Origin of the sequence: Vibrio cyclitrophicus (assembly GCA_023206055.1) — a bacterium.
GTDB lineage: Bacteria > Pseudomonadota > Gammaproteobacteria > Enterobacterales > Vibrionaceae > Vibrio > Vibrio cyclitrophicus_A.
This window is the reverse complement of sequence record CP065367.1, coordinates 1,059,508-1,084,920: the sequence shown is the minus strand read 5'-3', so window position 1 is coordinate 1,084,920 and position 25,413 is coordinate 1,059,508. Positions and strand designations below refer to the sequence as shown.

Genomic DNA, 25,413 nt, shown 5'->3' with positions numbered 1-25,413 from the left:
GATTACTCACAACGTTGCTGCTCTTTGGCTTGGGTTCGATCTACGTTCTTTAAACAACCATCATCTAACACCAATTTTGTCTGCATAAAGCTGGCGCATTCTGGGCTGTGGGTAACCAAAAGCACCGCAGTGTTGCCTTGTGTGGTGATTTCACTCAGCAGCTTCATTACCTCAATGCCAGCCTTGTGGTCGAGGTTGCCTGTGGGTTCGTCGGCAAGCAATAGTTTGGGTTTATGGGCTAGCGCACGTGCAATAGCGACTCGTTGTTGCTGACCGCCAGAGAGTGCGGATACGTGTCTTTCGAGTAGCTCGCTGATACCCAATGCGTTAACTAAATAATCGCACCAGTCTCCCCATTTTTGTTGATTCAAATGTAACGGGAACGCGATGTTTTGTTTTACGTTGAGTGGGGTTAACAAGTTGAACTGCTGAAAGATAACGCCCAGTTTTTGATGGCGGAATCGGCTCCATTGTGGATCTTTCCAATCTAATGTGTTCTCGCCATCGAGCCACAACTTACCCTCTGAAAGCGGTTCAAAGCCCGCGATTAGGTTGAGTAGAGTACTTTTCCCGCTGCCACTTGCTCCTGTCAAAGCCACGCTTGCCCCTGTCACCAAAGCGAAATCGACACTGTCCAAAACGTGATGGGTATCGTTGCCATCAACAAAGCTTTTGCTGGCCTGAGTGAGTGTGACAATTGGGTTTTCCATTACCTCTCCTTATAACCAAAACTTACCATCAAAAGGTATCGTTACCTGTGGCAATTACTGAAGCGACAAGCTCTATAAAACTGTAGACAACAATTTGAAAAAGAAAGCGATTTACATCGAACTATTAATAACTTGTACTTCGACGAAGGGGAAATAGATCAGTTGCAGGAATAAGTCAGGCATTAACTAGAGATTTGAATCTATACAGAGGTCTTGCAATAAAAAACGCCCGATGGAGTACATTAGGCGCTTGAAGTTATAAGTTTCGATTATGACCAGAACGGTTATTTATTCGGCGTGTTCAACAGCTTGTGGGCTCTTTCCTGGCACCATTAAAGCCATTCCTTGACTAAGCAAAATCAAAAATACAAATGCACCCAAAGTTGAACGCATCGCATCTAAGCGGCCAAATATCGCGATGGATGCAATGACTTTCTGCTCATCTTCATCGATTTGACGCTCTTCCAAGACATTGAGTACCGTTTGCTGATGGGTGAATGGAATACTTTGCTCTGCAACAATCATTTGTTGTGTTCCTACAGACAGTGAAGCATCTTCAAGGGTATTCATTTTAAATGAAGAAGAATGAGCAAACGTTAGAATCGTGCCCATAACAGCGAGGCCCATTGCTTTGCCAAAGTTACGGGATGTAGCTTGAATACCACTTGATTGTTCTGCATCAGACTGAGCCACGGATGTGGTGATAATCAATGGGCTGTGAGCTGCAAAGATGCCGCACCCTAGGCCAAAGATGACGTTAGCATAATAGATAAAGTAGCTGACGCCTCCAACCTCGTATGCCATCAACATCATCATAACTCCAATGATGCACAACATATTGGCACAAGTCATAATGAGTTTTGTTGAGCGTCCGTACAAAAGAATTGGAGTAAGGATTGACCCCGTGACCATGCCAAACGCGTTTAGTCCGACAATAGTTCCAGATTGAAGGGCAGAAAATTCATTACTGAATTGCAGGTAAGTGACGGTTATAAAAGCCATTGTTGGATAAAGAGCATACGTCATTGCGCAGAAAAACATCCCAAACCAGACTCTTTTATTACTACGTAAGCTGGCAGGAAAAAGCGTTCGTTCACCTCGCTTATCTAGTGTCGATTCCCAATGGAAAAACCACTTAAAGGCTATGAAGCCTAACAGGAAAAGAAACGGAACTGGGGAATAACCGAAGATATTTATATCTCCTTTTGCTTCAATAAATCCTAACCTTTCAATATTCAGCAATGCAATGATGGTAGAAAGAAGAGCAAGCGAGGCGATGACCATTCCTTTTGCATCAAATTTGAGGTTTCGGTCTCTTGTCCCTTTTTTTAATATAAATGAAGAGCCAATAGCAATTAGTGAGAACAAAGCGATCAATGCGTAAACCGCTCTAAAGCTGTAAGTATCTAAGATCCCGCCTAACATTATCGGAGAAAGCATCCCAAAAGCAATTGCTTGTTGCTTTCCCTTGTAGAATGCAGTGCAGTACCCAAAAACCGCTGGTATCAATAGGCTGCCACCAATACCTGCTAATATGCGAGCACCATAAGTAAACTCATACGTAGTGGTAGCAAACGTAGCCCATAGTGAACTTAACACTAGGATAGACATTCCTATCTGAATTTGACACCGCCAACCTATAATCAAGCCAAGCATACCGCCTGCAATCATAAATGTTGCGCCAATCATGGGATAAATAGTATTGGTGACTTGCAGTTGAGAAAGGGTAAAAGAGAGTTCAGTGACGAGGGAGTCTGCGGACAGCATTAAGGTAACATTGTCTAAAACAATGATGGTTTGAGCAAGAATAAGAGTAATGAGCCCGAACCAATTCTTACGAGATTCAGTTAGTAATGGTCTCACGATGTCTACGTTCATAGAATACAATCTCAAATAGAAACACTTAACATCCATCTTGTTTCAGTATTTCTAACGGTACACCTACACGATCTGTTCCTTACGTGCATGTAGAGCTATTGCGATAGCTACTTAATGATATTCATTAGTGATCAAAAGAAGTAATTGTACGTAAGTAGCAGTTCAGCTTGGTCGCTTTGATGCTCAAATGATTCCGTTGCGTCGTCAAAGTACTGGTTATACGTTAATTGAAGCCAGTGCTTTCTGTTCTGTGTAATCGGAGACTGAATTGAATACTCAATCATTAAGCTATTTACTGTGCCTAAGTCACCGCCGAAATCTAGGCTCGTAAAGTAAGGGTTGAATTGAAAGTTCGCACCATTCTTGTTTAAATAGAAAGTATTTAAAATGTTAGCTTGGACACCCCAACCATTCTTGTCTGCAAAACCTGGATAAGCGTAACTGTCATCATTTTGAGCGTAAACGGCCATAACGTATGGGAAGACTAACCAGTTATCAAGTGGTGTCACTACTCTTGTTACTGCACCAAGTGCAAACATACGTTCGGTAACATCATCTTGCATACCGCGTTCAATGTAATCAAGGCTGACGCCTGCAACAGGAAATCTATCTGATTTGGTGTTTGCTAGTTGAAAGTACCTAGTTCTAAATTCAGTAATTTCAAAATCACTATCGCCCTGAGCATTGTAAATTACGTCGTCGGCTTTTAGTTCTGCTTTACCCAAGAAGTAGTGCCCATTGTCGTATTGGCCTGATTGCTGTATCGCGACTTGAACGTGGTTCAAGTTGTCATGATTTACACCTTTTACTCCGTAAGTAGCCTCAAACATATTTGAAACTTTAGAGTGGTCACCTGGATCGGGTGATTCTGGGTTTAAATTTTCGTCACTGTAAACAGAGAAAGAGATTAATAAGGTACTTAAAGAGATAATAGTTTTTTTCATCACTAAACCTTGGTTGTTTTAATTGGAATTATGTTGGCGGTGATAATAACTCAAACAGTTATACAAAGAGGGTAATAGTAGTCATTAGGATTAAGTAATAGGCTTATAATGACATTAGAAATAAATAATAATAGTTATTATCTCTTGTCCATATCTAAGGGATACGCAGGTATATATATTTAACTCACAAACAAAAGAGGCACCGACTTAATTTATTAAATAATATAGAGGTATTTATGTGCACTACATTTCAAGTAAGAACTGAAGACCAGCAATATTTCCACGTTATGAACATGGAACTATTTACAGCGGCAGGCTCGAGAATGCTTGTTGCCCCAAGAGGTCATCAATATCAGTCTGAGGGGCCAGAAGGCCTAGAAGCAATGAGTTGGATAGGGAAGTATGGTGTTGTTGGTAATTCTCTCGGCCCAACCGAGCGTTTCCATGGTGCTATGAATGAAAAAGGCTTATCTGTTACTGGGTTGTACTTACCTGATTTTACTGAGTATATGACAGTATCTGAAGACGATAATGGCAACTTTATTACCTACGTTCATCTTATTGATTTTGTTTCTTCACAATTTGAATATGTTGAAGAAGTCAAAGCTGCACTTGCCAAAATTAAAGTCTGTGACCAAAAAATTCCGGAATTTGGCAATGTTTCCCAACCTATTCACTTTGCAGTTTATGACAAACTGGGATATTGCCTTGTGATTGAGTTTGTCGGTGGCGAAATGAAGCTATATGACAACCCATACGGTACTTTAGCCAATGCTCCAACGTTCGACTGGCATTTGGCCAATCTTCGTAACTATACCAATATCAGCAACACTGGTTACTTAACCACTGAGTTTAGAAAGGGTGAAACAATTCTACCTCTAGGAGCTGGCAGCGGTACATTAGGTTTACCTGGTGATGACACTGCGGCAGGTCGTTTTGTTCGCGCTGCATTTTACTCAAACCAAGTAACGCCAAAAAATTGGAATGAAGGCATGGTTGAAGCCATCCAGTTATCAAATAAAGCAACAGTAACGAGTGGCTCTATCAAATACAACGGTAAAGGGTTTGGTATTGATGCCGACGTTTCCAACGTCTGTGCTTGGCGTCATATCGCCTCTAACTCAACGGGCGTATTTTTCCAAAGCCATTATGGAACAAACTCTTGGTTGAAGTTCGATACAAAAGAGATCGATTTTGATACTCCTGGTATCCGTTCTATGACTTATTTAGATACGACTCTCGAATTTAAAGACTTGAGTAACGAAATCTAACTCTTCATGCTTTGAACAAAAACACCGTGGTCAAGATATTGAACGCGGTGTTTTCTTTTATGTTTAAGCGCAGGTTCTTCAACTAATCAAGCTTAGAAATCTTATATATCTCTTCTCTCATCCAGCTATGTTCGGGATCATTTTGCATCCTTGGGTGCCAATATAAGCAAATATCAACCATGAATGAAAAGCTATCGTCCACACTGTATATACCGTCGTGCGTATCATAGATTTCAGGCAAAAAACCAAGCAAATCATGGTCAATAATACCGTCTTTAACTTGATCCAACGTTAGTGCTCTAAACGCGACATTTCGTTTAAGGTTTAAAGAAGTAAAGAGATTTTCCGCCAACTTTTCTGCGTGGCCGATCCCCGATAACGTAATGAAGTTTTTTTGTGCTAACACTGTCATATCGTTCTCGCGTTTTTTTATGATAGGGTTTGCCGTGCTGTCGTACAGTTTATAACGAATACTACGAAGTTTACGCACGTGAAAATCTTGAGGGACGTCTGAAAGGTTTCCGAGCACAAAATCCACTTGTCCGGCAGAAAGCTCTTCAAATACATGACGAGTTCTTGGAACCAGTTCAACTTCATATTGGTTGATATGTGAGCTTGTCCACGTGACAAAATGTTTTCCTAAATAACCATTCATTTCACTAGCTGCGACGATAAACTTCCTCTTTATCTCTCCCGGAGTGAAATCTTTAATATGATAAATATTATCTATGGCTGAAAATATTATTTCTAGCTCAGGTAAGATCTTCTCTGCAGCAGGTGTTAGTACCATTTCGTTGCCACTTCTAACTAATATCTTGTCTTGAAACGATTTTCTTATTTTTGCTAGGTATTGACTCATACTAGATTGACTAATATTGAGACGATTTGCTGCATTCGTAACATGACATTCTTGTAATAAAATATATAAAGGAATTAACAATCCAATATCATTAGACATACAAGAACGTATTAATTTATCATTCATAATGAGCCTATCGTTTAAAAATAATATTTGTAATCTACGCTCATTATAAAATGATCATACCTACTATAAGCAATACATTATTTCTCAAACTATGAAGTGGGAATACAATTCCTTTGTAAATTTTATAATTAACTACCTCTGGAAATAATTATGACAAAAATAAACACCTCTACAGGTGACCAAACTTCTGGCAAAGCCAAGTGGCTGGTATTGCTTGTTCTTTGTGCTGCGCAGGTAGGTACCAGCGGAGACAATGCTGTTGTTGGTATCGCAGCAAGCGAGCTCATCAATGGTCTTGGGGCTAGCATGAGTGATGTTCAGCTTAGTAACGCTATGTTCAGTCTAATGACTGGTGCGTTTATGATTGCGGGTGGCTTACTTGGCTTAGTTTTTGGCTGGGTAAGATCTTTCCGTATCGGTATCTGTCTCCTTATTGGCGCTGAAATTTGTGGCGCTTTTGCACCAAACATCGAAACATTCATATTTGGTGCTAGGGTTATGGCTGGTCTCGGTGCCAGTCTCGCTATTCCAGCGGTACTCGGTATTATCGCTGGTACGTATAACGGGAAAGATCAAGCTATAGCCTTTGGTGGTGTAGCCGCTGCAAGTGGTATCGCTTCAGCTGCAATGCCTTTAATGGCAGGTATCTTAATTGATTCGTTTGGCTTGAGTGCTGCAATGCTTGCTATGGCAGTTTATTTTTCTGGTGTCCTAGCAGCTTCGTTTAAACTCAAAGAGCTTGAAATTACTCATAAACCGAAAATCGACATCTTTGGTATCGTTCTGTGTGGTATCGGCTTAGTTCTCTTTATCATTGGGGCACTTAAAATTCCTGAGCTAGGGCTTTGGGCTCCGATTACTGACGTCAATGTCTTTGGTATCAGCCCTGCACCGTTGATGATTGCTCTTGGTTTGGTTGTTCTATCTGGTCTATACGTCTGGGAAGGCAAGTTTGAAGCTACCTACGGTAATTGTTTGTTGCCTAGAGCTATCGTAAAGAATAAGCAAGTGATTGTTGGCCTGATTCTAGGTGGCGCTTTCTGGATCGGTTTTGCAACTCCGGCTGTCGTGTTAGTCCCTCATATGCAAATCATTGGCGGCTCAGGAGCAATGGCAGGTGCCATCATTGGAGTATCGTTGGCGATTGGTACGGTTATCACATCTATTGTTGTTCCACAGCGCCTTAATCACCTAACAACACGATTTGTATGTACGTTGGGTCTATCTTTGGGTGCAGTTGCAGCAATCATATTGTCACTAGGTTTATATAGTGATGGGTACTCATTAGCATTCCTTGTTCCAGGTGCAGTTTTGATGGGTGTAGCTTGTGGTTTAATGGCGACGCAATGTTCAATTATTGTTACTGATGCCTTGAATGAAAAAGACGCACAGCAGTCTGGTGGTATTCAAGCGGCAGCACGAAATGTAGGTTACTCTATTGGTATCGCTATCATGGGTGTAACTATGCTTCTAACGATGTCTAACGGCTTCAAATCTGAAGTAAGCGATTCAAGTGTTATCACCAATGAAACGAAGCAAATTATCGAACAAATGCCGAGCATTAATTTCTTAGGTGATGATGCCTTTGAGGTCTTGATGAGTGATAAGGTGGCTGCGGAAGATATGGTTGAGTTACATGAAATCAACGCGACTTCTCGAGTGGAATCTAATCGTGCGGCGCTTTATTCAGTTGCGGTATCATTCCTACTAATGCTATTCGCAACTCGTTTTCTTCCTAATCGTTCGCTTATGATTAACAAAGAAGAGACTGAAAATAATGAGGAACTGGCTGCGGAAAAGGTTTCTGCTTAGTCTAAGCTTCATATCTCTTTATGAATTGTAATGACATTTATTTCTGGTAAATAGCCACTCTATAAAAAGGCTGCTTATCGTTTAAGTCGTGATAATTTGCAGATACTTTAATAGGCCTCAACATTGTTGAGGCCTATTTTTATGTCTGAACGGTCTAAAATATTACGCGTTACTGAAAAGAGAGTGGTACCATTATGAGTGGGTATTCTGACAAGTGATCTTGTATAGATATCGTTCTGGGTGATTAAATCTCAGGGTTAAACCCCGCGATCAAAAGCCATAGCTTTGTTTTATTGGGTCGCAAATTAGTTTATATTTCTCGTCCGCAGCTTCTTTGCCAGCAAATTCTAACATCGCTTCTGAATAACCCATTGCAGTACCGAATTCTTCCATTATATAAGGGTCTTCTTTGACACTCACAGTGCGACCTTTCGATAGTTCGACAATAAATTTGGCGTAGTCTTGATCTTTATCTAGGCCTGCTGCCCAACCAAAGCAGTGCGCAGCATCTTGCTTAGGGAATTCATTAAAATCCTCACCATTTACTTCTGCTAAAGCAGTACCCGCAACAAGTGCCGTAAGTAGTGAAATGCTAGTAACTAACTTTGTCATATTGATTGCCTCAAATATTTAATATGAAGCTATCTTATTACTAGTCTTATGAATTAAGTATGAACACATTTGTTATTTTTATTGTTGTCAAATCACCGACCTTTGATGCAATTGTTTGAATCGTTTACTAACACGACATCGATTTTAAGTGTAGCGTATTCATAAACAATCTTGGGTCGGTAATATTGCTCAACATAGCGGGTGTTGGTAAGCAATCGTCATCAACGTAGTCGACATAGTCTGCCGCAGAATCGAAGATCAAAATATCCAAAGCCAAACGATCCAACCCATATCGACCTCGGTGGATCATATCCGCTGAAAACACCAATAAGTCCCCAGCAGCTAATGGTATTTTCTTACCGCCAGAGATGTCATCGCTGCTCACTTTGCCGTTTTCTTCTTGGCGAACATTGTACTCTTCTTCATTATCCCAGCGCTTGTGTGTGCCAGGGATAAGCTCCATACCAGGCTCATCAAAAAGAGGCACTCGCAGATGCAGTACTTGGGTTTCCATGATGACTTTCATCTGGTCATCAATGTCATAGTCGTATTGGCAGTCACGATGCCAGAAGTCTTTTTGTTGCGGGTTTACTGGGTTGAAGAACAGTTGCGTATTCATGAATGCTGGTTTGTTCGGAATTACCGCATCAACCACTTCCATCACTTGTTTTGAGCTTATAAAGTCAAAAAGTACGCTTCTATCGTCGGCAGGTAAATACTCGCTTCCCGTAATTAAAGATGAGTTAAATGCCTCTTCTTGATAGAACTCTTCGTTGTCTGCTTTCCATGATTCATGGAATTTCAGTACGACTTTTCTTAGCGATGCAATCTGAGCTTCATCGAAATAATTTCTGATAACAAAGTAACCATGCTCGTCGTATTGGCTACTTAATTGTTGGCTATTTTCTACCACTGACTACCTTCGTTTATTTATTGTCGTGCAATCACCACAGATTTCTTGGGCGCATAATGCCAGACAGTCGTCATTCAACCAAGTAACGAGTAAAGAAGCTTATAGATTTAGTGATGCTATGAAGCCATATGTGGGCGAATTTTACATGCCTATCTATGTCATAGATTCATGCGAGACAGATCTCCGCATATGTGACTTATCTCTTATTTTATAAAATAAAAACATTCATAAGGTGAATGTTTTTATGGTTTGTATGATTATCAACCATGTTGTAACTTGGTTTGAGTATGGAAGATAGAAAATCATGGATGGTTTTTCGCTGGATATGAGAACACTTAATTTTATTATTATTTTGTTCTCTTTCACTTACTGTATTGGCTTATTGCTGTTCCAATTTACCCAGCAGTCCATTAAAGGGCTTTCAATTTTTTCCATTTCAATATTTGTTATCGGAACTGGGCCGTTGATGTTGAGCCTAAGAGGGGAGCTCCCTGATTGGATCACTGTTATTGGCGCCAACATGGTTATTGCGCTTGGCTTTCATCTCGCTTTGTATAGCTTATGCCTGTTCCGAGAATATTCCCTAAAATGCACCTACCTCAGCAGTCTGATGATGTTGGCTCTTTTGCCATGTTTTATTTATTTCACGTACTACGAACCTTCTATCAAGGCTCGAATTATCCTCATTAGTTTCTATTTGGCCTTTGTAACTGTTTGTACTGCCTTTGCGGTGTTAAAGGGTCAACGTGATGACTTGAACTTAGCAACTTTGATGATGGCCTTGTCATTTTTGATATATGGCGGGTTTATGGTTTTCCGAGTCATGGTGACGCTATTTTCAGCTGAGCTGCAAGATTTCATGGCGGCCGCGCTCATCCATCAACTTGCCTTTTTAATGAGTATTGTTCTTATCGTGTCGATGAGCTTTACAATGCTCTGGTTGATTAATGCAAGATTGCTTAGGTCTATTCATGATCTGTCCTACAGTGACCCTTTAACGGCACTTGGAAACCGCAGGGCACTAGATGAAATGGTTCCAGTCATCATGAAGCAGGCAGGGACTACGCCTGTCAGTGCCATTATGATGGATATTGATAACTTTAAGTCGATCAATGACCAACACGGACACATTGTGGGTGATCTCGTCATCAAGTCTTTTGCTGAAATGGTTCAAAGTGCGATAAAAACATCACCAACAGCCAGTGCGTTCCGTTTTGGCGGAGACGAGATAATGATTTTATTGCCCAATGTTAATTTCCTACAAGCACAGGCTATTGCCTGCAAGTTGCGATTGTCTATTTCAGAGATCTCAGCATTGCAAGGAAATGAGATGTTTCTGACGTCGAGTTTCGGTGTCGCTCAGCTTCACCCACATGAGAATTGGGATGGGTTTATTGGTCGAGCCGATAAAGCGTTATATCAAGCGAAAACAAACGGTCGAAATATGACTTCAATTTGTCCTAGTCATATTAACGATCTCGTCACTGCCACATCACCAATACCGCTGCGATAGAGAGTAAGATGAGTGCAGCAATGTCTTTGCGTGCGATGCTTTGCCCTAACCAAAAGTAGGATATCAACACCATGAAGATCACTTCGACTTGACCGAGTGTCTTTACGTACGGCACGGCTTGAAGTGACATTGCACTAAACCAACCTAGAGAACCGATAACACTCGCTAGGCTTGTCATCACGACCAGTTTAGATTTCTTGAATATCTGTCGCAGCGTGTCTCGCTCTCTGAAAAAGAGATACGTACAGATAATGCATGTCTGAAGAGTAATCACCAGAAACAGCACCCAAGCAGCGCTATGAGGGAAGGGAAGCCCTATGCTCAAGCTTGCTTCACGTACCCAAAGAGACGTTAAAGCAAAAGCGGTACTACACGCCATACCTAACAAAAATACTTTCGGAGACAAGCTTCGCCAACCAGAAGAACTACTCATGATTAGTACGCCTAACGTGCCAATAAGCACGCCGACCCAACCTGTTAGTGTCAAAGCTGTACCAAAAAACAGCACGGATAATACCGCTGAAACTGGGGCTTCACATTTGGCGAGCCCAGCTCCAATCGCATAGTTCTCTAGCTTAAACAGCATCACCATCAAGCCGGTCGCTAGGATCTGCATAATCGCAGCAGCAACAATGTAGAAAACAAACTCACCGGAAAAATTAGGCACGGAGACTGGTTGCCATTGGTACAGCGAATAGAGATAAATAAGCGCGATTGGCCCTGCCCAAATAAAGCGAGCTAACGTCACGCCAGCCACACTCATTGTGCCGGCTAGCTTGCTTTGAAAGGCATTGCGCCAAGATTGGCTGAAGGCAGCAAGCAGGGTAAAGGCGATCCAACTAAAAGACATGACGCTTCCATGAGTGATGTAATTTGATGATAATACTAACAAAAAATCACATGATAAGAAGTGTCATGATCTGTTTATAGCCACAGGCTCACTTTTACTCTCTATTCAGTATTAGAACGCTCTTCAGAAGATCGGCTGTTTCTTGTTTTTGAAATAGAACAACGCGCTAATCAAAACGAACAATAAAGCGAAGTAGTAGCAGAACGAAGATAGCGATGCTAGGAAGGCGAGGTTCTGTTCTATCTCTTGCTCGGTGTAATTATTAGAGACCAACTTGTAGTAGTAAGCATACAAAATACCGATCAGCCCGTATCCGAGATTAAACATCAAACCTTTAAAGCTGAGAACGGTCGCTCGGTTGTGTGATTCCGTCTTTTTGTTCAAGTGGTAACTGATGAATATGTTCATCGTCATGATGATAAAGATCAGCACCAGTGCAGGAATTACTCCATAAATTGACCACCCTAAACTGATCCAATAATAGGTCGCGATATTTGCTAACCCCATGACAATAATAAAGGTTTTAGGCTCGATGCTTTCTGCCAATCTACGGCTTTGTCCCGCCAATATGATTTTGAGCAAACTGATCCCCGCGCCAATAAAACCGAAGTAGATAATAGGAATATCGATAGCGAGATAGTATTGGCTGTTCATGGTTAAGAACATGCGTGAAGTGTGTTCGAACAGGCTGTAGTACAGCAAAATGAAAAGCACGTAAGGCGTAGCAAGTACCCACTTACCTGTGTCAGCTGTTAATTTAAGGCTGGCGATGGTGGTTGCTAATTTGGTTTGGTCGCTTGGCATCACCTTTTTCTCTTCGCGCATGTTAACCGCGGCATAAATGGCGATCATCGCGACAAACAGGGTTGCGAAAACAGGGATGCGCATCAGGTCTTTGGTGCTTTCTGGCTCGGCTAATCCGAGGGCATGAAAGATGTTCGTCATAAAGTTCACATCGTACATCGCCGCACCAATTAGAGTGACAAAGATACCGACAGTTGAGGCGACACGAAGCTGGATTTGCAGCACTCGCGGCCACAACTCTTCATTACCTTGTTCTTTTAAGGTGTCGTAAGCCAATGCCTCGTCGGCGCCGCTGGCCAGCGCCATCGCTAAGCCACTGAGAATCCGGTTAATCAGAAAGACAATGAAGACCAAGTTGGGGTTTCCGGTGGGAACTAAGGCGATCATCGCGATCTCAACAAACATCACGATCGAAGACAGTACCACCAATTTCTTACGGCCCAAAGTATCGGCGAATGCCCCTGACGGCACTTCAGCGAGTACGATGGTCGCTGCCCAAACTACGTTAAGCATCGCGAATTGAGGAAGGGTTAGCCCGTAATCTAGATAAAGTAGGGTAAAAATAGGGTAGTAAAAACGCGCAAAGTAGCTGCTTCTGAACATCAAGAAGTAGCGGACATTGGGAATTTTAAGGATCTCTTTGAGCGTCATGATAATTTCAGTCATTTAGATAACACATTATTATGTATAACCCTTTTACTCTTTTAAATCATGGAATTGTTGCCAAATCCTTAAAATACCTGGTTTAGATGACTTTTAACTTATGGTTGGCAGTGGGTTACAGGTTTGATGACCTTCGCATAACTTGAATTGGGCGTGCTGCTTATCTGAGTCATATGTTGCCCGCTGTGCGCGCGGCATGCTCTATCGGTGATTCTTGATCTGGTAACTGATGGGACAACTCGCAATAAAAAAGGCAGCAATAATTGCTGCCTTTCACTATTTGATTGGGTAATCATTAAACCCTAATTGCTTGGATATATTTCTGCCTGCGTTGTGCAGTAACTTCACGTAGTGGGCTTTCTTCTCTTCATCAAATCGTATGGTAGGAAATGAAATTGAGACACCAGCAATTACGGTACCAAAACGGTCGTAAATAGGAGCTGCGATACAACGTAAGCCAGGCTCTTGTTCTTCATTATCTTCGCCAAAGTGCTGTAGCTTAACCGTTTTAAGTTCATCGACAAGTTGGTCGACGTTTTCGAGGGTATTTTTTGTGCTTTTGACAAACTCGGCGTCTGCCAGTTGAGTGCGAACGAATTCTTCGTCACGTTCTGCCAATAACACCTTACCGATTGCAGTCGTATGCAGCGGATTTCTTCGACCAACACGAGAATGCATGCGTAGGGCGAAGCTAGAATCGATTTTGTGTATGTAGATGATAGAGCCATGATCCAAAGCACCTAAGTGAATGGTTTCATTGGTCTCTTCTGAAATCACACGCATCTCTTTCTCTGCAATTGTGATCATATCTACCCACTCGAGTGATTTTGAACCGAGTTCGAACATCTTTAATGTGAGTGAGTATCTGTCAGCTTCGCCTTGTTGAGATACATAGCCAAGCATTTTCATTGTTTGTAGAAAGCGGTAGGTAGTGGCCTTAGACATCATTAGACGTTGTGAAAGGTCTGATACGCCTATTTCCTTCTGTTCCCCCAGAGATTCAAGAATATTAAAAACTTTCAATACCGATGAAACGGCTTCTGGCTGGGTGGACTTCTCCATTTTTCTTCCTTTGAGCTATCTAATATCAAGACAAAATACCACTTTTCGTAATTTCTAAAAAGCCTTTTCAAAAAAATATAAAACGAGAACGATCAACTTCAAACTTTTAAGTTAATCGTAAATTATTTTTGAAATGTCGTTTCAAAAATAATTGTCAGCAACGAATTTATGTTTTATTGTATGACTAAATCGAGTGGGCGACATTACATAAATGCCACAACACTAAACGTAATTGAGGAAGCAAACATGATGTTAGAGTCATTCAATCTGGAAGGTAAAGTAGCGATAGTGACGGGTTGTGATACTGGCCTTGGTCAAGGTATGGCAATTGGTCTGGCTGAAGCTGGATGTAAAGTGGTTGGCGTTAATCGTGTCGAGCCGTCAGAGACCATTGAAAAAATGAATGCGGCGGGTCATACGTTTTTAGACGTACGTGCTGACCTTCTAAAGCAAGAAGATATTCCTGGAATCATCGATAAAGCACTGACTGAGTTTGGTCACATCGACATCCTTGTTAACAATGCCGGCATCATTCGTCGTGAAGACGCTATTGAGTTTTCTGAGCAAAACTGGGATGACGTAATGAACATCAATACTAAGACTGTTTTCTTTATGTCTCAGTCGGTTGCGAAGCAGTTTAAAGCGCAAGGCACTGGCGGCAAGATCATCAATATTGCATCAATGCTCTCTTTCCAAGGTGGTATTCGTGTTCCTTCGTATACTGCGTCTAAGAGTGCTGTAATGGGCATCACCCGTGCAATGGCGAACGAATGGGCGAGCGATAACATTAATGTTAATGCGATTGCTCCTGGATATATGGCAACTAACAATACTCAAGCACTGCGTGAAGATGCTGACCGTAACCAAGCTATCCTTGAGCGCATTCCTGCTGATCGCTGGGGGACGCCTAAAGATGTCGCTGGCCCATGTGTATTCTTAGCATCACCTGCGTCGGATTACATTAATGGCTATACCATTGCTGTTGATGGTGGATGGTTAGCACGCTAACTAAATTTGTAATATAAGATGGTTAACGAGATCGTTGCACAAGCTGTAGGGCTATTAAGTTTTCTTCTGGGCCTTTCGACCTTTTACCAGAAGGACGACAAAAAGCTCAAAGTGGTTATGTTGATGTTGAACGTTAACCATCTTATTCACTTTTTATTATTGGGTTCCATTACATCGGCAATCGGTGCTTTTATTTCAGCCCTCAGAACTGGCACCGCTATGTATACCAAATCGCTGTGGGCTGCAGGGTTATTTATTGCCCTTGCGGTTGGCAGTGGAATCGGTTTTGCTGAGCATTGGTATCAACTTCTGCCCTTAGCCGGAACGATTATTGGAACGTACTCAATATTTAGATTGAATGGTATTGCACTTAGAGTCGGCTTTTTATTAGGGGCCATATGTTGGTTAACTAATAATCTAATTATTGGTTCAATTGGTGGCTCGCTGATGGAAATATCAGTGATTGGGATTAACCTCGTCACCATTTTTCGTCTATACCAAGATAACGCCAAGTGCAAAATTACGCTGCAACAACAGGAATAAGAACGACATGTTTGTGTATAACGAAGACGTGAAAATGGAAGATCTTGGTGCGGGAGTTTCTCGCAAGGTGCTTGCTCATAGCGAGAACGTGATGGCTGTAGAAGTTCATTTCGAAACAGGCGCTGTTGGTGCGCTGCATACCCATCCTCATGAGCAGCTCACATACGTTTTGTCGGGAGCTTTTGAGTTCACTATTGGCGATGTAACGAAAGTGGTGCGCGCGGGCGATACTATGTACAAAGAGCCGGGTATCGAACATGGCTGTGTTTGCCTAGAAGCCGGCGTATTAATTGATAACTTTACGCCAATGCGTAAAGACTTTGTTTAAGCTCTAAATTTTTAGAACGAACATTTGAGCACTAATTTTTAAATTTGCAGCAATGCTGCGGGAGATAGTAAATGAAAATCGCATTAATGATGGAAAACAGCCAAGCAGGCAAAAATGCAATGGTATCAGCTGAACTAGAATCAGTTGCTGGTGGCTTTGGTCACGATGTTTTCAACCTAGGAATGACTGACGAGAACGATCACCACCTAACGTATATTCACCTGGGCATTATGGCGAGCATTCTGATCAACTCAAAGGCTGTTGACTTTGTTGTGACAGGGTGTGGCACTGGCCAAGGTGCTTTAATGTCACTGAACTTACATCCAGGCGTGGTTTGTGGTTACTGTTTAGAGCCTTCTGATGCGTTCCTGTTTAACCAAATCAACAATGGTAATGCTATAGCGCTCGCTTTTGCGAAAGGTTTTGGTTGGGCTGGTGAACTGAACGTTCGTTACATCTTTGAAAAAGCCTTCACGGGTGAGCGTGGTCAAGGTTACCCATTAGAGCGAGCTGAGCCACAACAGCGCAATGCTGCACTTCTTAATGAGGTGAAAGCGGCAGTGGTGAAGGATAACTTTATTGATTCACTGCGCGCAATCGACCAAGATCTTGTGAAGACTGCTGTGGGTAGCCCTCGCTTCCAACAGTGTTTCTTTGACAACTGCCAAAATCAAGACATTGCTGATTATGTTCGTTCACTTCTGGACTAATTCTACCGCTTGATTTGAGAGAGCCAGCCCTATGAGGCTGGCTTTTTTTTATCAGGTGTTTGGCTAATTCGTGGCTGATGTTTGGCAAACGCCAAAGTATTAGACGCACGAATAATAGCTTTGTACGCCCATCTAGACTCGTATTTTTGTCGCCTTAACTTAAGGTTTCGGGATCAATTTGTGGTTGCTTGATCCACGATGTATCCAAATATTGATTAGTGATCTCTAGAACACAAAAAACGTCGTTCTCGATAATTCAAACTCGATCTAATTTGTATGACTTTTACATTGTTTAGATCACAAAAACCATAGAACACCCTTAAATAAAATGTCGTTAATGTAATAATGAAACAGTATTTTAAAAATTAAATCATTCAAACGGAACAATAATGAAAAGGGGTTCGTAATGAATATCGACATGCTCGTTGTTGGTGTCTACTTTATCTTTATGATAGCGATTGGCGTCATCTTTAAACGTTTTGCAGGCAACTCTACCAGTGACTACTTTCGTGGAGGGGGCAAGATGTTGTGGTGGATGGTTGGCTCTACCGCGTTCATGACGCAGTTTAGTGCTTGGACATTTACTGGTGCTGCGGGCAAAGCTTTTACCGATGGGTTTCCGATCATGGTTATCTTTATGGCGAACGCATTTGGCTTTCTACTTTCGTGGCTGTTCTTTTCGTACCGCTTTCGTCAAATGCGTGTTGTTACACCTATTGAAGGTGTTCGCCGTCGTTTCGGTGCAACGAATGAACAAGTGTTTACATGGGCAACAATGCCGACAAGCGTGGTTTACACCGGTATTTGGCTAAACGGTCTCGCACTCTTCGTTAGTGCTGTGTTTAAAGTTGATATCGAAACAACGATTGTTGTTACAGGTTTGATTGTTCTCTTTATTTCAGTACTGGGCGGAGCATGGGGGGTCGTTGCCTCAGACTTTGTGCAAATGGTTGTGATCATGGCGGTGACGGTGGTTTGTGCTGTGGCTGCGTTGGCAAAAATTGGCGGTCCAGCGAATCTGATCGAGCAGTTCCCTGCCGATAGTGTCATGGGCTCTGATATGAACTACCCATTGTTGTTCGTATCTTGGTTTATCTTCATGTTCGTTAAGCAACTGCAAAATATCAACAACATGCAAGATTCATATCGTTTCTTGACGGCAAAAGATTCCGTTAATGCACGTAAAGCAGCACTCCTAGCATTTGCATTGATGTTGATCGGACCTGCGATTTGGTTCTTACCACCTTGGGTAACGGCAATTATTTATCCTGAAGCTGCAACTGTGCACGCGGCTGAACTTGGCAATAAAGCGGCGGATGCGGTTTACCTAGTGTTTGTCGAAAACGTCATGCCGGTTGGTATGGTGGGGCTGCTGATGTCGGCTGTATTTGCGGCAACCATGTCTTCAATGGATTCAGGTTTGAACCGAAATTCAGGTGTATTTGTGCGTAACTTTTATGCACCAATCATGGACAAAAATGCGGATGACAAGAAGCTGATGCGAGTGAGTCAATTCATGACCATGGTCTTTGGCATATTGATCATCATGGTGGCTCTGTTCATTAACTCTCTTCGAGGTCTGAGCCTTTTCGATGCAATGATGTACGTAAGTACGCTGTTACAAATGCCAATTCTAGTGCCTTTATTTTTCGGTATGTTTATTAAGAAAACTCCCGACTGGGCTGCTTGGGCGACATTGGCAGTGGGTATGTTGGTGTCTTACGTCGTGAGTTTTGTGCTTACAGCAGAAGTCGTTGCCAACCTATTAAACCTAGAGGTTCCGTTCACTGGACGTGAAGCGAGTGACCTAAAAGTTCTGCTTGGGGTTATTGGTCACCTTGTGATTACGGGTGGTTTCTTCTGTCTAACAACCAAGTTCTACAAAGAGCCAGTGGGCGAAAGAAACACAGAACTTAAAGAGTTTTGGAGTGATGTTGCAACCCCTGTAATCGAATCTGAAGGACAAGATGAGATGGATCGTCAGCAACGTGACATGTTAGGCAAGCTCATTCTGGTTTTCGGTGCTCTTGTCACGGCAATGGTACTCATTCCGAACCCATTCTGGGGGCGTATGGCCTTTGTGTTCTGTGGTGCGGTAATTGTAACTGTGGGTTCTCTATTATTAAAGAGTGCTAGAAAAACACCTCGGTTAGAAATGTCTACATCCAAGTAATCAGCAGCAACTAGTTAGGTAAAAGTAATACGAGTATAGGTCAGAGAGAGTGTCTCTCTGGCCTATATGAACTAACTCGTAGAGGGGCTTTAGGAAACAATTTCATGACTGAGTTTTTCCCTAAAGTTTATCAATACAGTTTTTTACAAGAGTTTGAATTATGTCTTCATACATGCATAAAGATTTTCTATTGCAGGGGGATACCGCTAAGCGTTTATATCACGAATACGCGGCAGGGCTTCCCATTATTGACTATCACAATCATCTAGATGCCAAAGAAATTTATGACAACCATCAATACGACAATATTGCTCAGGCTTGGTTGAGTTGCGATCACTACCTGTGGCGTGCGTTACGCAGTAACGGAGTCGATGAACATTACATCACGGGTGACGCGAGTGATTATGAAAAGTTTCAAAAGTGGTGTGAAACCATGCCGTATCTTATCGGCAATCCGCTGTATCACTGGTGTCACTTAGAGCTCAAGAAATACTTCGACCTCGATTTGTTACTCAACCCAGAGAACTGCGATGTTATTTGGCAACGTTGCAATCAAAAACTCAATCAAGAGTCTCACCGATTTCAAGCTCTCCTCAAAGACAGTCGAGTGGATACCTTGTGCACCACTGATGATCCACTGAGTGATCTGAACTATCACGATAAACTCAATCGTTCAGGGTTTGCTGTAACAGTCTTACCGACATTCCGTGCTGACGGCCTGATTGAAATCGAGAATCAAAATAGCTTTTTAAAGACGCTCAATTCACTGGCATCGATCACCGATATTGATGTGGTCGATTTTGCGACTTACGCTCAAGCAATTACTTCGCGCGTGGATTATTTTGCACAGCACAACTGTCGATTATCTGATTTGGGGTTAAAAATTGTGGAATTTTCACACTATCATCCCGACGTACTTGACCAAGCTATAACTAAGGTCAAACGTGGTGATACGCTGAATAGTGAAGAGGTTTCTCAGTTTAAGACCGCCGTTTTTGAAGTGCTTGGTAAGGCTTATCATAAGCATGGTTGGTCGATGCAAGTTCACATTGGCGTGTTAACTAATGTGAATAAGCGCCGCTTTGATGATCTAGGTGGCGGTACGGGTTTCAGTGTAATCAGTGACAACCCAATTGCAGAAAACCTGAGTCATTTATTGAGTTTGTTAGATCAAGACCGCCAACTCCCTCAGACCATCGTATATAGCCTTAACCCGAAAGATAGCCCAGTGCTTGGGTCAATCATAGGCGCCTTTCAAGACAGTGATGCGCAGCCAGGTAAAGTCCAGCTTGGTTCTGCGTGGTGGTTTAACGATCATAAGGCGGGTATGGAAAAACAACTTCAAGATCTAGCAAATTTAGGGGCTCTAGGACGCTTTGTAGGAATGTTAACCGACTCTCGCAGCGTCTTGTCACTCTCTCGTCATGACTATTTTCGTCGTATTCTATGTAACTTACTTGGTAGGTGGGTTGATGAAGGAGAGTTACCGAATGATGAGCCTTTGCTTAAACAGACTGTCGAGAACATCTGTTATCAAAATGCCAAACAATACTTCAATTTTCATCCATTTAAAGATTTAGTATAGGTATCCATTATGTTGCAGTTTACCTCTCAAGAAATGGCGGTTATTCGTCAAAATGCCAGTCTAGAGATCATCGAACAAATTATTCAAGATAATCAGGTCGTGCTTACTTCAGACACTCTCGTGCCACCTGATGCCCGCGCAACATGGAATCTATATTACTTTTGCCCTAAGCATGGAGTTCGCTTAAGTTGGGATAGAGAAAGACCTACTGAGCATGTGTGCCCTGTTGATGGCGAGGTGTTTACTGGAGAACCCTATGACGGTGCATGGTGGCGTTGGCTGAATGGTCTTAATTCGAAAGCGTGTAATGACTTAGGCTTACTTTGGCAGATTACTCAAGACCGTAAATACTTAGAAAAAGTTCGTGAGATCTTATTAGGTTATGCCGAACACTATCCGAATTATGAAGAGCACGGCGGTATTCCATATAACGGCCCAGGCAAAGCAAACGCGCAGACCCTCTGTGAAGCGAATTGCAATATTGATTTTGCCCGAGGCTATGATTTCGTTAAAGAGCATTTGAATAGCGAAGAGCAATTGTTTATTGAGCAGCGCTTGTTACGCGAAGGCGCTGAGTTCTTGATGCAACATCGAGCTGATCAATTGCACAACCATGAAATGAAGATTTCTGCGACTATTGGTGTGATCGGTTTGATTCTTGGCGAGCGAAAATTCATCGACTTCTCGGTGAACACTCCTTATGGCTTGAAGTATCAGTTAGAGCATGGTGTAAAAGGAGAGGGCTTATGGTTTGAAGGTTCAATCCATTATCATTACTACGCTTTACAAGCGCTTCTGAATTTCGAAAAAATGGCATGTAAAACAGAGTACTCACTACAATCGGTGCCAAACTTCCATACCATGTTGGCATTCCCGCTTAAGCTACTGATCAATACGGGTGACTTTCCACGCCTTAATGATTGTATTGCGGGTCAAGAGAAGTTAACTCATAGCCACCTGTTTGAATTCGGCTACCGCGAGTTTCGCGACCCTTTGTTCGCATCGGCGTTGCAGAATATCTATCAAGATAAGCCTCGCAACAATATCGACGCGCTACTGTACGGCGTAGATGTATTGCCTGCCGCGAAGTCGCTTACATGCCAATCTATTCATGCAGAACAATCGGGCATCACGATCATGCACGATCGAGAGTTCGATAACATGCTACTCATTAAGCATTCTCCGTATGGTGGTGAGCACGATCATTATGACCGTTTAGGAATGATCATTACTCGAAACGGTAAAGAAATTTTGCCTGACTTAGGAACAACAGGGTATGGGGCTGAGCTGCATTATGGGTATTATAAAAATACGGTGACGCACAACACCTTGGCGGTGAATCAGAAGAACCAACCGCCAGCTAATCCGCAAGTAAACACGTTTGTAAAAGAACCGTCCTACACATGGTTAGACACACAAACTGATTGGTGTGGCGAGTTACCGACCGTCGACAGTCATATTATTGTTCAGTGGGATTTAGCTGCGTACAAAGATGTGGTGTTTCGTCGCCAAGTTCTATGGCTAGGGGATGTCGCGATTGAGTTCAATACAGTGGAAAACCCTCACCACCAACAACTGGATTTGGTTTGGCATGTTAGAGGGCTACACCGTTCTTTGGCTCTGGCGCAAGCTTGCGACAATCCGTTAGATGGGCCTTTATCAAGGATGACGAGTTGCCATGAGGCGACACTTGAAGAGTCTATTGATTTACGTTATTCGATTGATGGGCAAACTGAGTTTAATCAGCAGATTATAACGGAGTGCTCAGCGATATTGTTGATGGGGTATGCGCCAGACAACCCTGCAACCAGCGATTTAGCTTACACGATTTTGCGTAGCCAAGAAGCGGTTCTTAAAGTTGCTACTATACATAACTTGACGCAAAACGATGAGGTTCGAGTTTCTGATATCGAGTGGCGATCAGATGTTATCAATTTAAGATTGGTAAGAAATGGAGTGACGCAATCTATTTCCATTAACCAAGAAACCGGTGTTACTTTGTTCGTTTAATCGAACAACAATATTAAAGAGTAATAACTGTCTGATTTTAAAGAGTTAACCATAACTAAAACCCCCTTCAAGAGCCTTTCTTGAAGGGGTTTTTATCAGCCGTGGCTTAACGTATTAGCCATTAGCCATTAGTCATTAGAGATTAGTTATTTACTCTTCACTTTCGGCTTCTTTAGAAGCATCCGATACCCAGCCTTTCTCAAGCCAGTTGTCGAGCACGTGTTGCAGTGCGTTCAAAGAGGTTGGTTTCTCTAAGCGACCATCCATTAAGATCTTATTGACCTTGTGCATTTTGACCAGTTCACGGCATTCTCACTGTTTTGGAATTGGCACCCCAGTTTTACTCGTTTTTTCTTAGAGTTATTGAAAGTTCTCGTAAGATGGTCCATCTTAACGTTAAGTATCATATTCACGGATGGCATATGAACGATTTAATTTTGTTTGATACATATTATTTACCCCCCTTAGTCACTTTTCTCACCCTAGCTATATTGCTATTTCTATTGGTTAGAGAGCCTATACGAAGTCTCTCTAATCTAATAAGTATTAAATACGCAGCACAGATTCAGTTGTGCTTTTTTTCATTAATTTTGAGTTTCATCATATTGTTCAACAAGGGGTCGTTCATATGAAAAAAATCTTTGGGTCTGTACTCCCAGTATTAGTTGTTGTTGCCACTTATTTTGTGGGTAATTTGGCATGGAACGCTTATATGGACACACCATGGACGCGTGATGGACGAATTCAAGTTGAAGTGTTGAATGTAACACCTGAGGTTTCGGGTAAGATTAAGACCCTATTAGTGAAGGATAACCAAGAAGTTAAAGAAGGTGATTTACTGATTGAAATTGATGATACCGATTACGCGCTAGCAGTCGATAAAGCTAAGTTGAAGGTCCAATCTTTGTCAGTTGAAGTAGACTCAGCGGTTGATAGTTACCAACGTAATAAGACGGCAAAGAAATATGTGACAAAGAAGCAGTTGGTTGAAGATCAATTTAAGATTAAAAAATTAAAGCTGGATTTAGCGCAAGCTGAGGTAGAAGCAAGCAATGCTGAGTTGGATCTGAAGCGCACAAAGATCTACGCGTTTGCTAATGGTTATGTGACAAACTTGAATTTGCGAGAAGGTAATTATGTTTCTCTGGGACAATCATTATTTGCTCTTGTTGAAAGCGAAACATTTTACCTTGTAGGCTACTTCCCTGAAACACTCGTGGGAGATATCGAACTAGGGCAAAAAGCGAAAGCAAAACTGATGATAAAAGACCAAGAAGTCAATCTTGTAGTTGACGGTATTGGACGCGCCATTGCGGATAAGAGTGCCGATAGCTCAGGGCTGATTGCTAATGTAAACCCGACAGTTCCTTGGGTACGTTTAAACCAGCGAGTTCCTGTTCGGTTTGAGATTACAGATGACTTAGCCACACTCCGATTAGCTGCCGGCGGTACGGCAACGATTGAAGTGTCGGAATAAAGCATGATGACTCAGGTGTCTATTGGGCAGATGACCTTTTCTGTACCTCATGTAAAAAAAGCATTCTTGGTAGCTCTAGCTATGGTCGCGACTTGGCTAATTTGTATTCAACAAGGTACAGGCTACAGCTCAGCCGGAATTATGTCAGCCATGTTATTCATGACTGAGAGGCATTCAGGGGCGCAACTTACCCGTTTTATGTTTCGTACTATTGCTACGTTGTTAGGTGGTTCCGTTACCTTTATGGTTGCTCAGTACCATCTGTCGGACACGCTCGTCTTTAGCGCTATAGCGGCATCCGCTGTCGTAGCCTTTACGTTGTTCGCTTCGTTTCACCGAATGATCAATCCGAATATTGCGTACATCTTTTCAATTGCTGGCCTTACGGTATGTTTTACTGCTTTCCCTACCACTTATAACCCGTCAATTGAAACCCTAAATGATGTCGTTATTGCTCGTGTCGTTGGTATGTTAGTCGCGATTGTTGTTTGCAGTGTGATCAGTTCTGCTTTTTATTCGCCGAAAACCGACGCGCAAGTTCAAGGAGAACTAAAACAGTACAAAAAAGGTGTCATGCAGCAAATCCGAACCCCATTGATCTCGGGAAGTGAAAGCGATGCACTAGAACGCTTAAAAAATTCAGGTGAATCATTACTACGTCAGTATACCGAAGTGATGGTCTTGAATATATTCAACTTCAAATCGCAAGATAGGGTTACAAGCCATGAGTTAAGGCATTCTTTGTTGTTACTTAATCAGTTATCTCAACTAAACCAAGTTGCGACACGAGAGTTATCTGAAGAACAACGGTTGGAACTAAACAAACTCTTTGCGACGGAAGATATTGGGTGTTTAGACTTACAAAACCGGGTGAGTCAATATTGTGATATGTCCGATGAAATACTAGATAAACTCTCAGAGTTTATCGTCTCTAGACAGATGATAATAAGTGGAGATATACCCAGTTCGACGACCGTCATATATAAAGCTAATTGGCGTATCGCATGGAGAAACACAACTTGTTGTACTCTGGGTTTAAGCCTTGTATTGGCGTTTTGGTATGTCAGTGGGTGGGATAAAGGTGCAAATAGCATGATGATTGCTGGAACCTTATATGTGATGTTTGCCAGCTTACCAATACCACCAAAGATGGGGGCTCTGATTTTTCTGGTTGGTCATCTTATTTGTGCCACATTTTCATACATTATTCTGTTTGTTGTGATGCCTTCTGTTACTCATCCAAGTGTCCTATTTATCACCATAGGTGTCTTTTTATGGGTTTTCGCTTACAAACATATTACGTCACCTATGCCAATGGCTGTCATCTACATGTTTGTTATTATGTTTTGGCCAGCTTATTTGGATTTGGCCAACATACCACTGTTTGATGAAGTGAGCTTTATTAATGGTGCAATTGCTAACCTGTTAGCGGGTGTATTTGTGAGGTTCAGCTACTTACTGGTCGATATTTAACAAGAGCAGAGGGAAGAGGATAAAAATGCCATCCTTGGCTAGGACATCAAAATTCGCAGGTCAGGCAACCTGCGAACCATGAACTCTGT

The 25,413-nt window shown here is 42.1% G+C and carries 22 protein-coding genes; 12 read left to right on the top strand and 10 right to left on the bottom strand.

Going from position 1 to position 25,413, the window contains the following annotated elements; translation table 11 throughout:
• Nucleotides 1–2: 2 nt before the first annotated feature.
• The 3 genes from ITG09_20435 to ITG09_20425 form a co-directional block, all read right to left on the bottom strand.
• Entirely contained in the window at nt 3–710 is a 708-nt protein-coding gene (locus tag ITG09_20435; protein UPR53760.1) for an ABC transporter ATP-binding protein, read from the bottom strand.
• Between the two features lie 288 nt (nt 711–998).
• Entirely contained in the window at nt 999–2,588 is a 1,590-nt protein-coding gene (locus ITG09_20430; protein ID UPR53759.1) for an MFS transporter, read from the bottom strand.
• 131 nt (nt 2,589–2,719) lie between these two features.
• Nucleotides 2,720–3,532: a hypothetical protein gene (locus ITG09_20425; protein UPR53758.1), complete on the bottom strand. Its 813-nt coding sequence runs from the start codon at nt 3,530–3,532 to the stop codon at nt 2,720–2,722.
• Nucleotides 3,533–3,768: 236 nt separating this feature from the next.
• Between ITG09_20425 and ITG09_20420 the strand changes: the two genes are divergently transcribed.
• Nucleotides 3,769–4,803, top strand: a complete 1,035-nt coding sequence (locus ITG09_20420) for a linear amide C-N hydrolase (GenBank protein UPR53757.1) — start codon at nt 3,769–3,771, stop codon at nt 4,801–4,803.
• Between the two features lie 82 nt (nt 4,804–4,885).
• Here ITG09_20420 and ITG09_20415 read toward each other — a convergent pair whose 3' ends face one another.
• Nucleotides 4,886–5,788, bottom strand: coding sequence for a LysR family transcriptional regulator (locus tag ITG09_20415; protein ID UPR53756.1), 903 nt, complete (start codon nt 5,786–5,788; stop codon nt 4,886–4,888).
• A 150-nt stretch (nt 5,789–5,938) separates the two neighbouring features.
• Between ITG09_20415 and ITG09_20410 the strand changes: the two genes are divergently transcribed.
• Nucleotides 5,939–7,600: an MFS transporter gene (locus tag ITG09_20410; protein ID UPR53755.1), complete on the top strand. Its 1,662-nt coding sequence runs from the start codon at nt 5,939–5,941 to the stop codon at nt 7,598–7,600.
• A 270-nt stretch (nt 7,601–7,870) separates the two neighbouring features.
• On the opposite strand, the gene ITG09_20405 is transcribed toward ITG09_20410, so the two are convergent.
• Nucleotides 7,871–8,212: a hypothetical protein gene (locus ITG09_20405; protein UPR53754.1), complete on the bottom strand. Its 342-nt coding sequence runs from the start codon at nt 8,210–8,212 to the stop codon at nt 7,871–7,873.
• 127 nt (nt 8,213–8,339) lie between these two features.
• Nucleotides 8,340–9,125, bottom strand: a complete 786-nt coding sequence (locus ITG09_20400; GenBank protein ID UPR53753.1) for a phytanoyl-CoA dioxygenase family protein — start codon at nt 9,123–9,125, stop codon at nt 8,340–8,342.
• A gap of 304 nt (nt 9,126–9,429) precedes the next feature.
• On the opposite strand from ITG09_20400, the gene ITG09_20395 reads away from it, so the two are divergent.
• A complete protein-coding gene (locus ITG09_20395; protein UPR53752.1) occupies nt 9,430–10,638 on the top strand; it encodes a GGDEF domain-containing protein in 1,209 nt (402 codons plus the stop codon).
• On the opposite strand, the gene ITG09_20390 is transcribed toward ITG09_20395, so the two are convergent.
• The 3 genes from ITG09_20390 to kdgR all read right to left on the bottom strand — a co-directional run bounded on the left by ITG09_20390 (nt 10,607) and on the right by kdgR (nt 14,017).
• A complete protein-coding gene (locus ITG09_20390; GenBank protein ID UPR53751.1) occupies nt 10,607–11,488 on the bottom strand; it encodes a DMT family transporter in 882 nt (293 codons plus the stop codon). The two genes, ITG09_20395 and ITG09_20390, sit on opposite strands and share 32 nt — an antisense overlap.
• 123 nt (nt 11,489–11,611) lie before the next feature.
• A complete protein-coding gene (locus tag ITG09_20385; protein ID UPR55224.1) occupies nt 11,612–12,943 on the bottom strand; it encodes an MFS transporter in 1,332 nt (443 codons plus the stop codon).
• Between the two features lie 288 nt (nt 12,944–13,231).
• Complete coding sequence (gene kdgR, locus ITG09_20380; protein UPR53750.1) at nt 13,232–14,017, bottom strand: DNA-binding transcriptional regulator KdgR; 786 nt, start codon at nt 14,015–14,017, stop codon at nt 13,232–13,234.
• Between the two features lie 246 nt (nt 14,018–14,263).
• Between kdgR and kduD the strand changes: the two genes are divergently transcribed.
• The 7 genes from kduD to ITG09_20345 all read left to right on the top strand — a co-directional run bounded on the left by kduD (nt 14,264) and on the right by ITG09_20345 (nt 22,374).
• On the top strand, nt 14,264–15,025 hold the full coding sequence (kduD, locus tag ITG09_20375; protein UPR53749.1) for a 2-dehydro-3-deoxy-D-gluconate 5-dehydrogenase KduD: 762 nt from the start codon (nt 14,264–14,266) through the stop codon (nt 15,023–15,025).
• Between the two features lie 18 nt (nt 15,026–15,043).
• Nucleotides 15,044–15,568, top strand: a complete 525-nt coding sequence (locus ITG09_20370) for a YgjV family protein (GenBank protein UPR53748.1) — start codon at nt 15,044–15,046, stop codon at nt 15,566–15,568.
• 7 nt (nt 15,569–15,575) lie between these two features.
• The gene (locus ITG09_20365) at nt 15,576–15,896 is read left to right on the top strand and encodes a cupin domain-containing protein (protein UPR53747.1); all 321 of its coding nucleotides are present in this window, start codon (nt 15,576–15,578) and stop codon (nt 15,894–15,896) included.
• A 71-nt stretch (nt 15,897–15,967) separates the two neighbouring features.
• The gene (locus tag ITG09_20360) at nt 15,968–16,606 is read left to right on the top strand and encodes an RpiB/LacA/LacB family sugar-phosphate isomerase (protein ID UPR53746.1); all 639 of its coding nucleotides are present in this window, start codon (nt 15,968–15,970) and stop codon (nt 16,604–16,606) included.
• Between the two features lie 406 nt (nt 16,607–17,012).
• Nucleotides 17,013–18,779, top strand: coding sequence for a transporter (locus tag ITG09_20355; protein ID UPR53745.1), 1,767 nt, complete (start codon nt 17,013–17,015; stop codon nt 18,777–18,779).
• A 160-nt stretch (nt 18,780–18,939) separates the two neighbouring features.
• Entirely contained in the window at nt 18,940–20,364 is a 1,425-nt protein-coding gene (uxaC, locus tag ITG09_20350; GenBank protein ID UPR53744.1) for a glucuronate isomerase, read from the top strand.
• Between the two features lie 9 nt (nt 20,365–20,373).
• Complete coding sequence (locus ITG09_20345; protein ID UPR53743.1) at nt 20,374–22,374, top strand: heparinase II/III family protein; 2,001 nt, start codon at nt 20,374–20,376, stop codon at nt 22,372–22,374.
• Nucleotides 22,375–22,524: 150 nt separating this feature from the next.
• On the opposite strand, the gene ITG09_20340 is transcribed toward ITG09_20345, so the two are convergent.
• Complete coding sequence (locus ITG09_20340) at nt 22,525–22,665, bottom strand: hypothetical protein (GenBank protein UPR53742.1); 141 nt, start codon at nt 22,663–22,665, stop codon at nt 22,525–22,527.
• 337 nt (nt 22,666–23,002) lie between these two features.
• On the opposite strand from ITG09_20340, the gene ITG09_20335 reads away from it, so the two are divergent.
• A complete protein-coding gene (locus ITG09_20335; protein ID UPR53741.1) occupies nt 23,003–23,851 on the top strand; it encodes an HlyD family secretion protein in 849 nt (282 codons plus the stop codon).
• 3 nt (nt 23,852–23,854) lie between these two features.
• Nucleotides 23,855–25,324, top strand: a complete 1,470-nt coding sequence (locus tag ITG09_20330) for an FUSC family protein (protein ID UPR53740.1) — start codon at nt 23,855–23,857, stop codon at nt 25,322–25,324.
• The last annotated feature ends 89 nt before the right edge of the window (nt 25,325–25,413 follow it).

What these genes read in the sequence shown, in the direction of transcription:
- ITG09_20435 (UPR53760.1), bottom strand. Translation starts at nt 710, where the DNA reads ATGGAAAACCCAATTGTCACACTCACTCAGGCCAGCAAAAGCTTTGTT.
- ITG09_20430 (UPR53759.1), bottom strand. Translation starts at nt 2,588, where the DNA reads ATGAACGTAGACATCGTGAGACCATTACTAACTGAATCTCGTAAGAAT.
- ITG09_20425 (UPR53758.1), bottom strand. Translation starts at nt 3,532, where the DNA reads ATGAAAAAAACTATTATCTCTTTAAGTACCTTATTAATCTCTTTCTCT.
- ITG09_20420 (UPR53757.1), top strand. Translation starts at nt 3,769, where the DNA reads ATGTGCACTACATTTCAAGTAAGAACTGAAGACCAGCAATATTTCCAC.
- ITG09_20415 (UPR53756.1), bottom strand. Translation starts at nt 5,788, where the DNA reads ATGAATGATAAATTAATACGTTCTTGTATGTCTAATGATATTGGATTG.
- ITG09_20410 (UPR53755.1), top strand. Translation starts at nt 5,939, where the DNA reads ATGACAAAAATAAACACCTCTACAGGTGACCAAACTTCTGGCAAAGCC.
- ITG09_20405 (UPR53754.1), bottom strand. Translation starts at nt 8,212, where the DNA reads ATGACAAAGTTAGTTACTAGCATTTCACTACTTACGGCACTTGTTGCG.
- ITG09_20395 (UPR53752.1), top strand. Translation starts at nt 9,430, where the DNA reads ATGGATGGTTTTTCGCTGGATATGAGAACACTTAATTTTATTATTATT.
- ITG09_20390 (UPR53751.1), bottom strand. Translation starts at nt 11,488, where the DNA reads ATGTCTTTTAGTTGGATCGCCTTTACCCTGCTTGCTGCCTTCAGCCAA.
- ITG09_20385 (UPR55224.1), bottom strand. Translation starts at nt 12,943, where the DNA reads ATGACGCTCAAAGAGATCCTTAAAATTCCCAATGTCCGCTACTTCTTG.
- kdgR (UPR53750.1), bottom strand. Translation starts at nt 14,017, where the DNA reads ATGGAGAAGTCCACCCAGCCAGAAGCCGTTTCATCGGTATTGAAAGTT.
- kduD (UPR53749.1), top strand. Translation starts at nt 14,264, where the DNA reads ATGATGTTAGAGTCATTCAATCTGGAAGGTAAAGTAGCGATAGTGACG.
- ITG09_20370 (UPR53748.1), top strand. Translation starts at nt 15,044, where the DNA reads ATGGTTAACGAGATCGTTGCACAAGCTGTAGGGCTATTAAGTTTTCTT.
- ITG09_20365 (UPR53747.1), top strand. Translation starts at nt 15,576, where the DNA reads ATGTTTGTGTATAACGAAGACGTGAAAATGGAAGATCTTGGTGCGGGA.
- ITG09_20360 (UPR53746.1), top strand. Translation starts at nt 15,968, where the DNA reads ATGAAAATCGCATTAATGATGGAAAACAGCCAAGCAGGCAAAAATGCA.
- ITG09_20355 (UPR53745.1), top strand. Translation starts at nt 17,013, where the DNA reads ATGAATATCGACATGCTCGTTGTTGGTGTCTACTTTATCTTTATGATA.
- uxaC (UPR53744.1), top strand. Translation starts at nt 18,940, where the DNA reads ATGTCTTCATACATGCATAAAGATTTTCTATTGCAGGGGGATACCGCT.
- ITG09_20345 (UPR53743.1), top strand. Translation starts at nt 20,374, where the DNA reads ATGTTGCAGTTTACCTCTCAAGAAATGGCGGTTATTCGTCAAAATGCC.
- ITG09_20340 (UPR53742.1), bottom strand. Translation starts at nt 22,665, where the DNA reads ATGCACAAGGTCAATAAGATCTTAATGGATGGTCGCTTAGAGAAACCA.
- ITG09_20335 (UPR53741.1), top strand. Translation starts at nt 23,003, where the DNA reads ATGAAAAAAATCTTTGGGTCTGTACTCCCAGTATTAGTTGTTGTTGCC.
- ITG09_20330 (UPR53740.1), top strand. Translation starts at nt 23,855, where the DNA reads ATGATGACTCAGGTGTCTATTGGGCAGATGACCTTTTCTGTACCTCAT.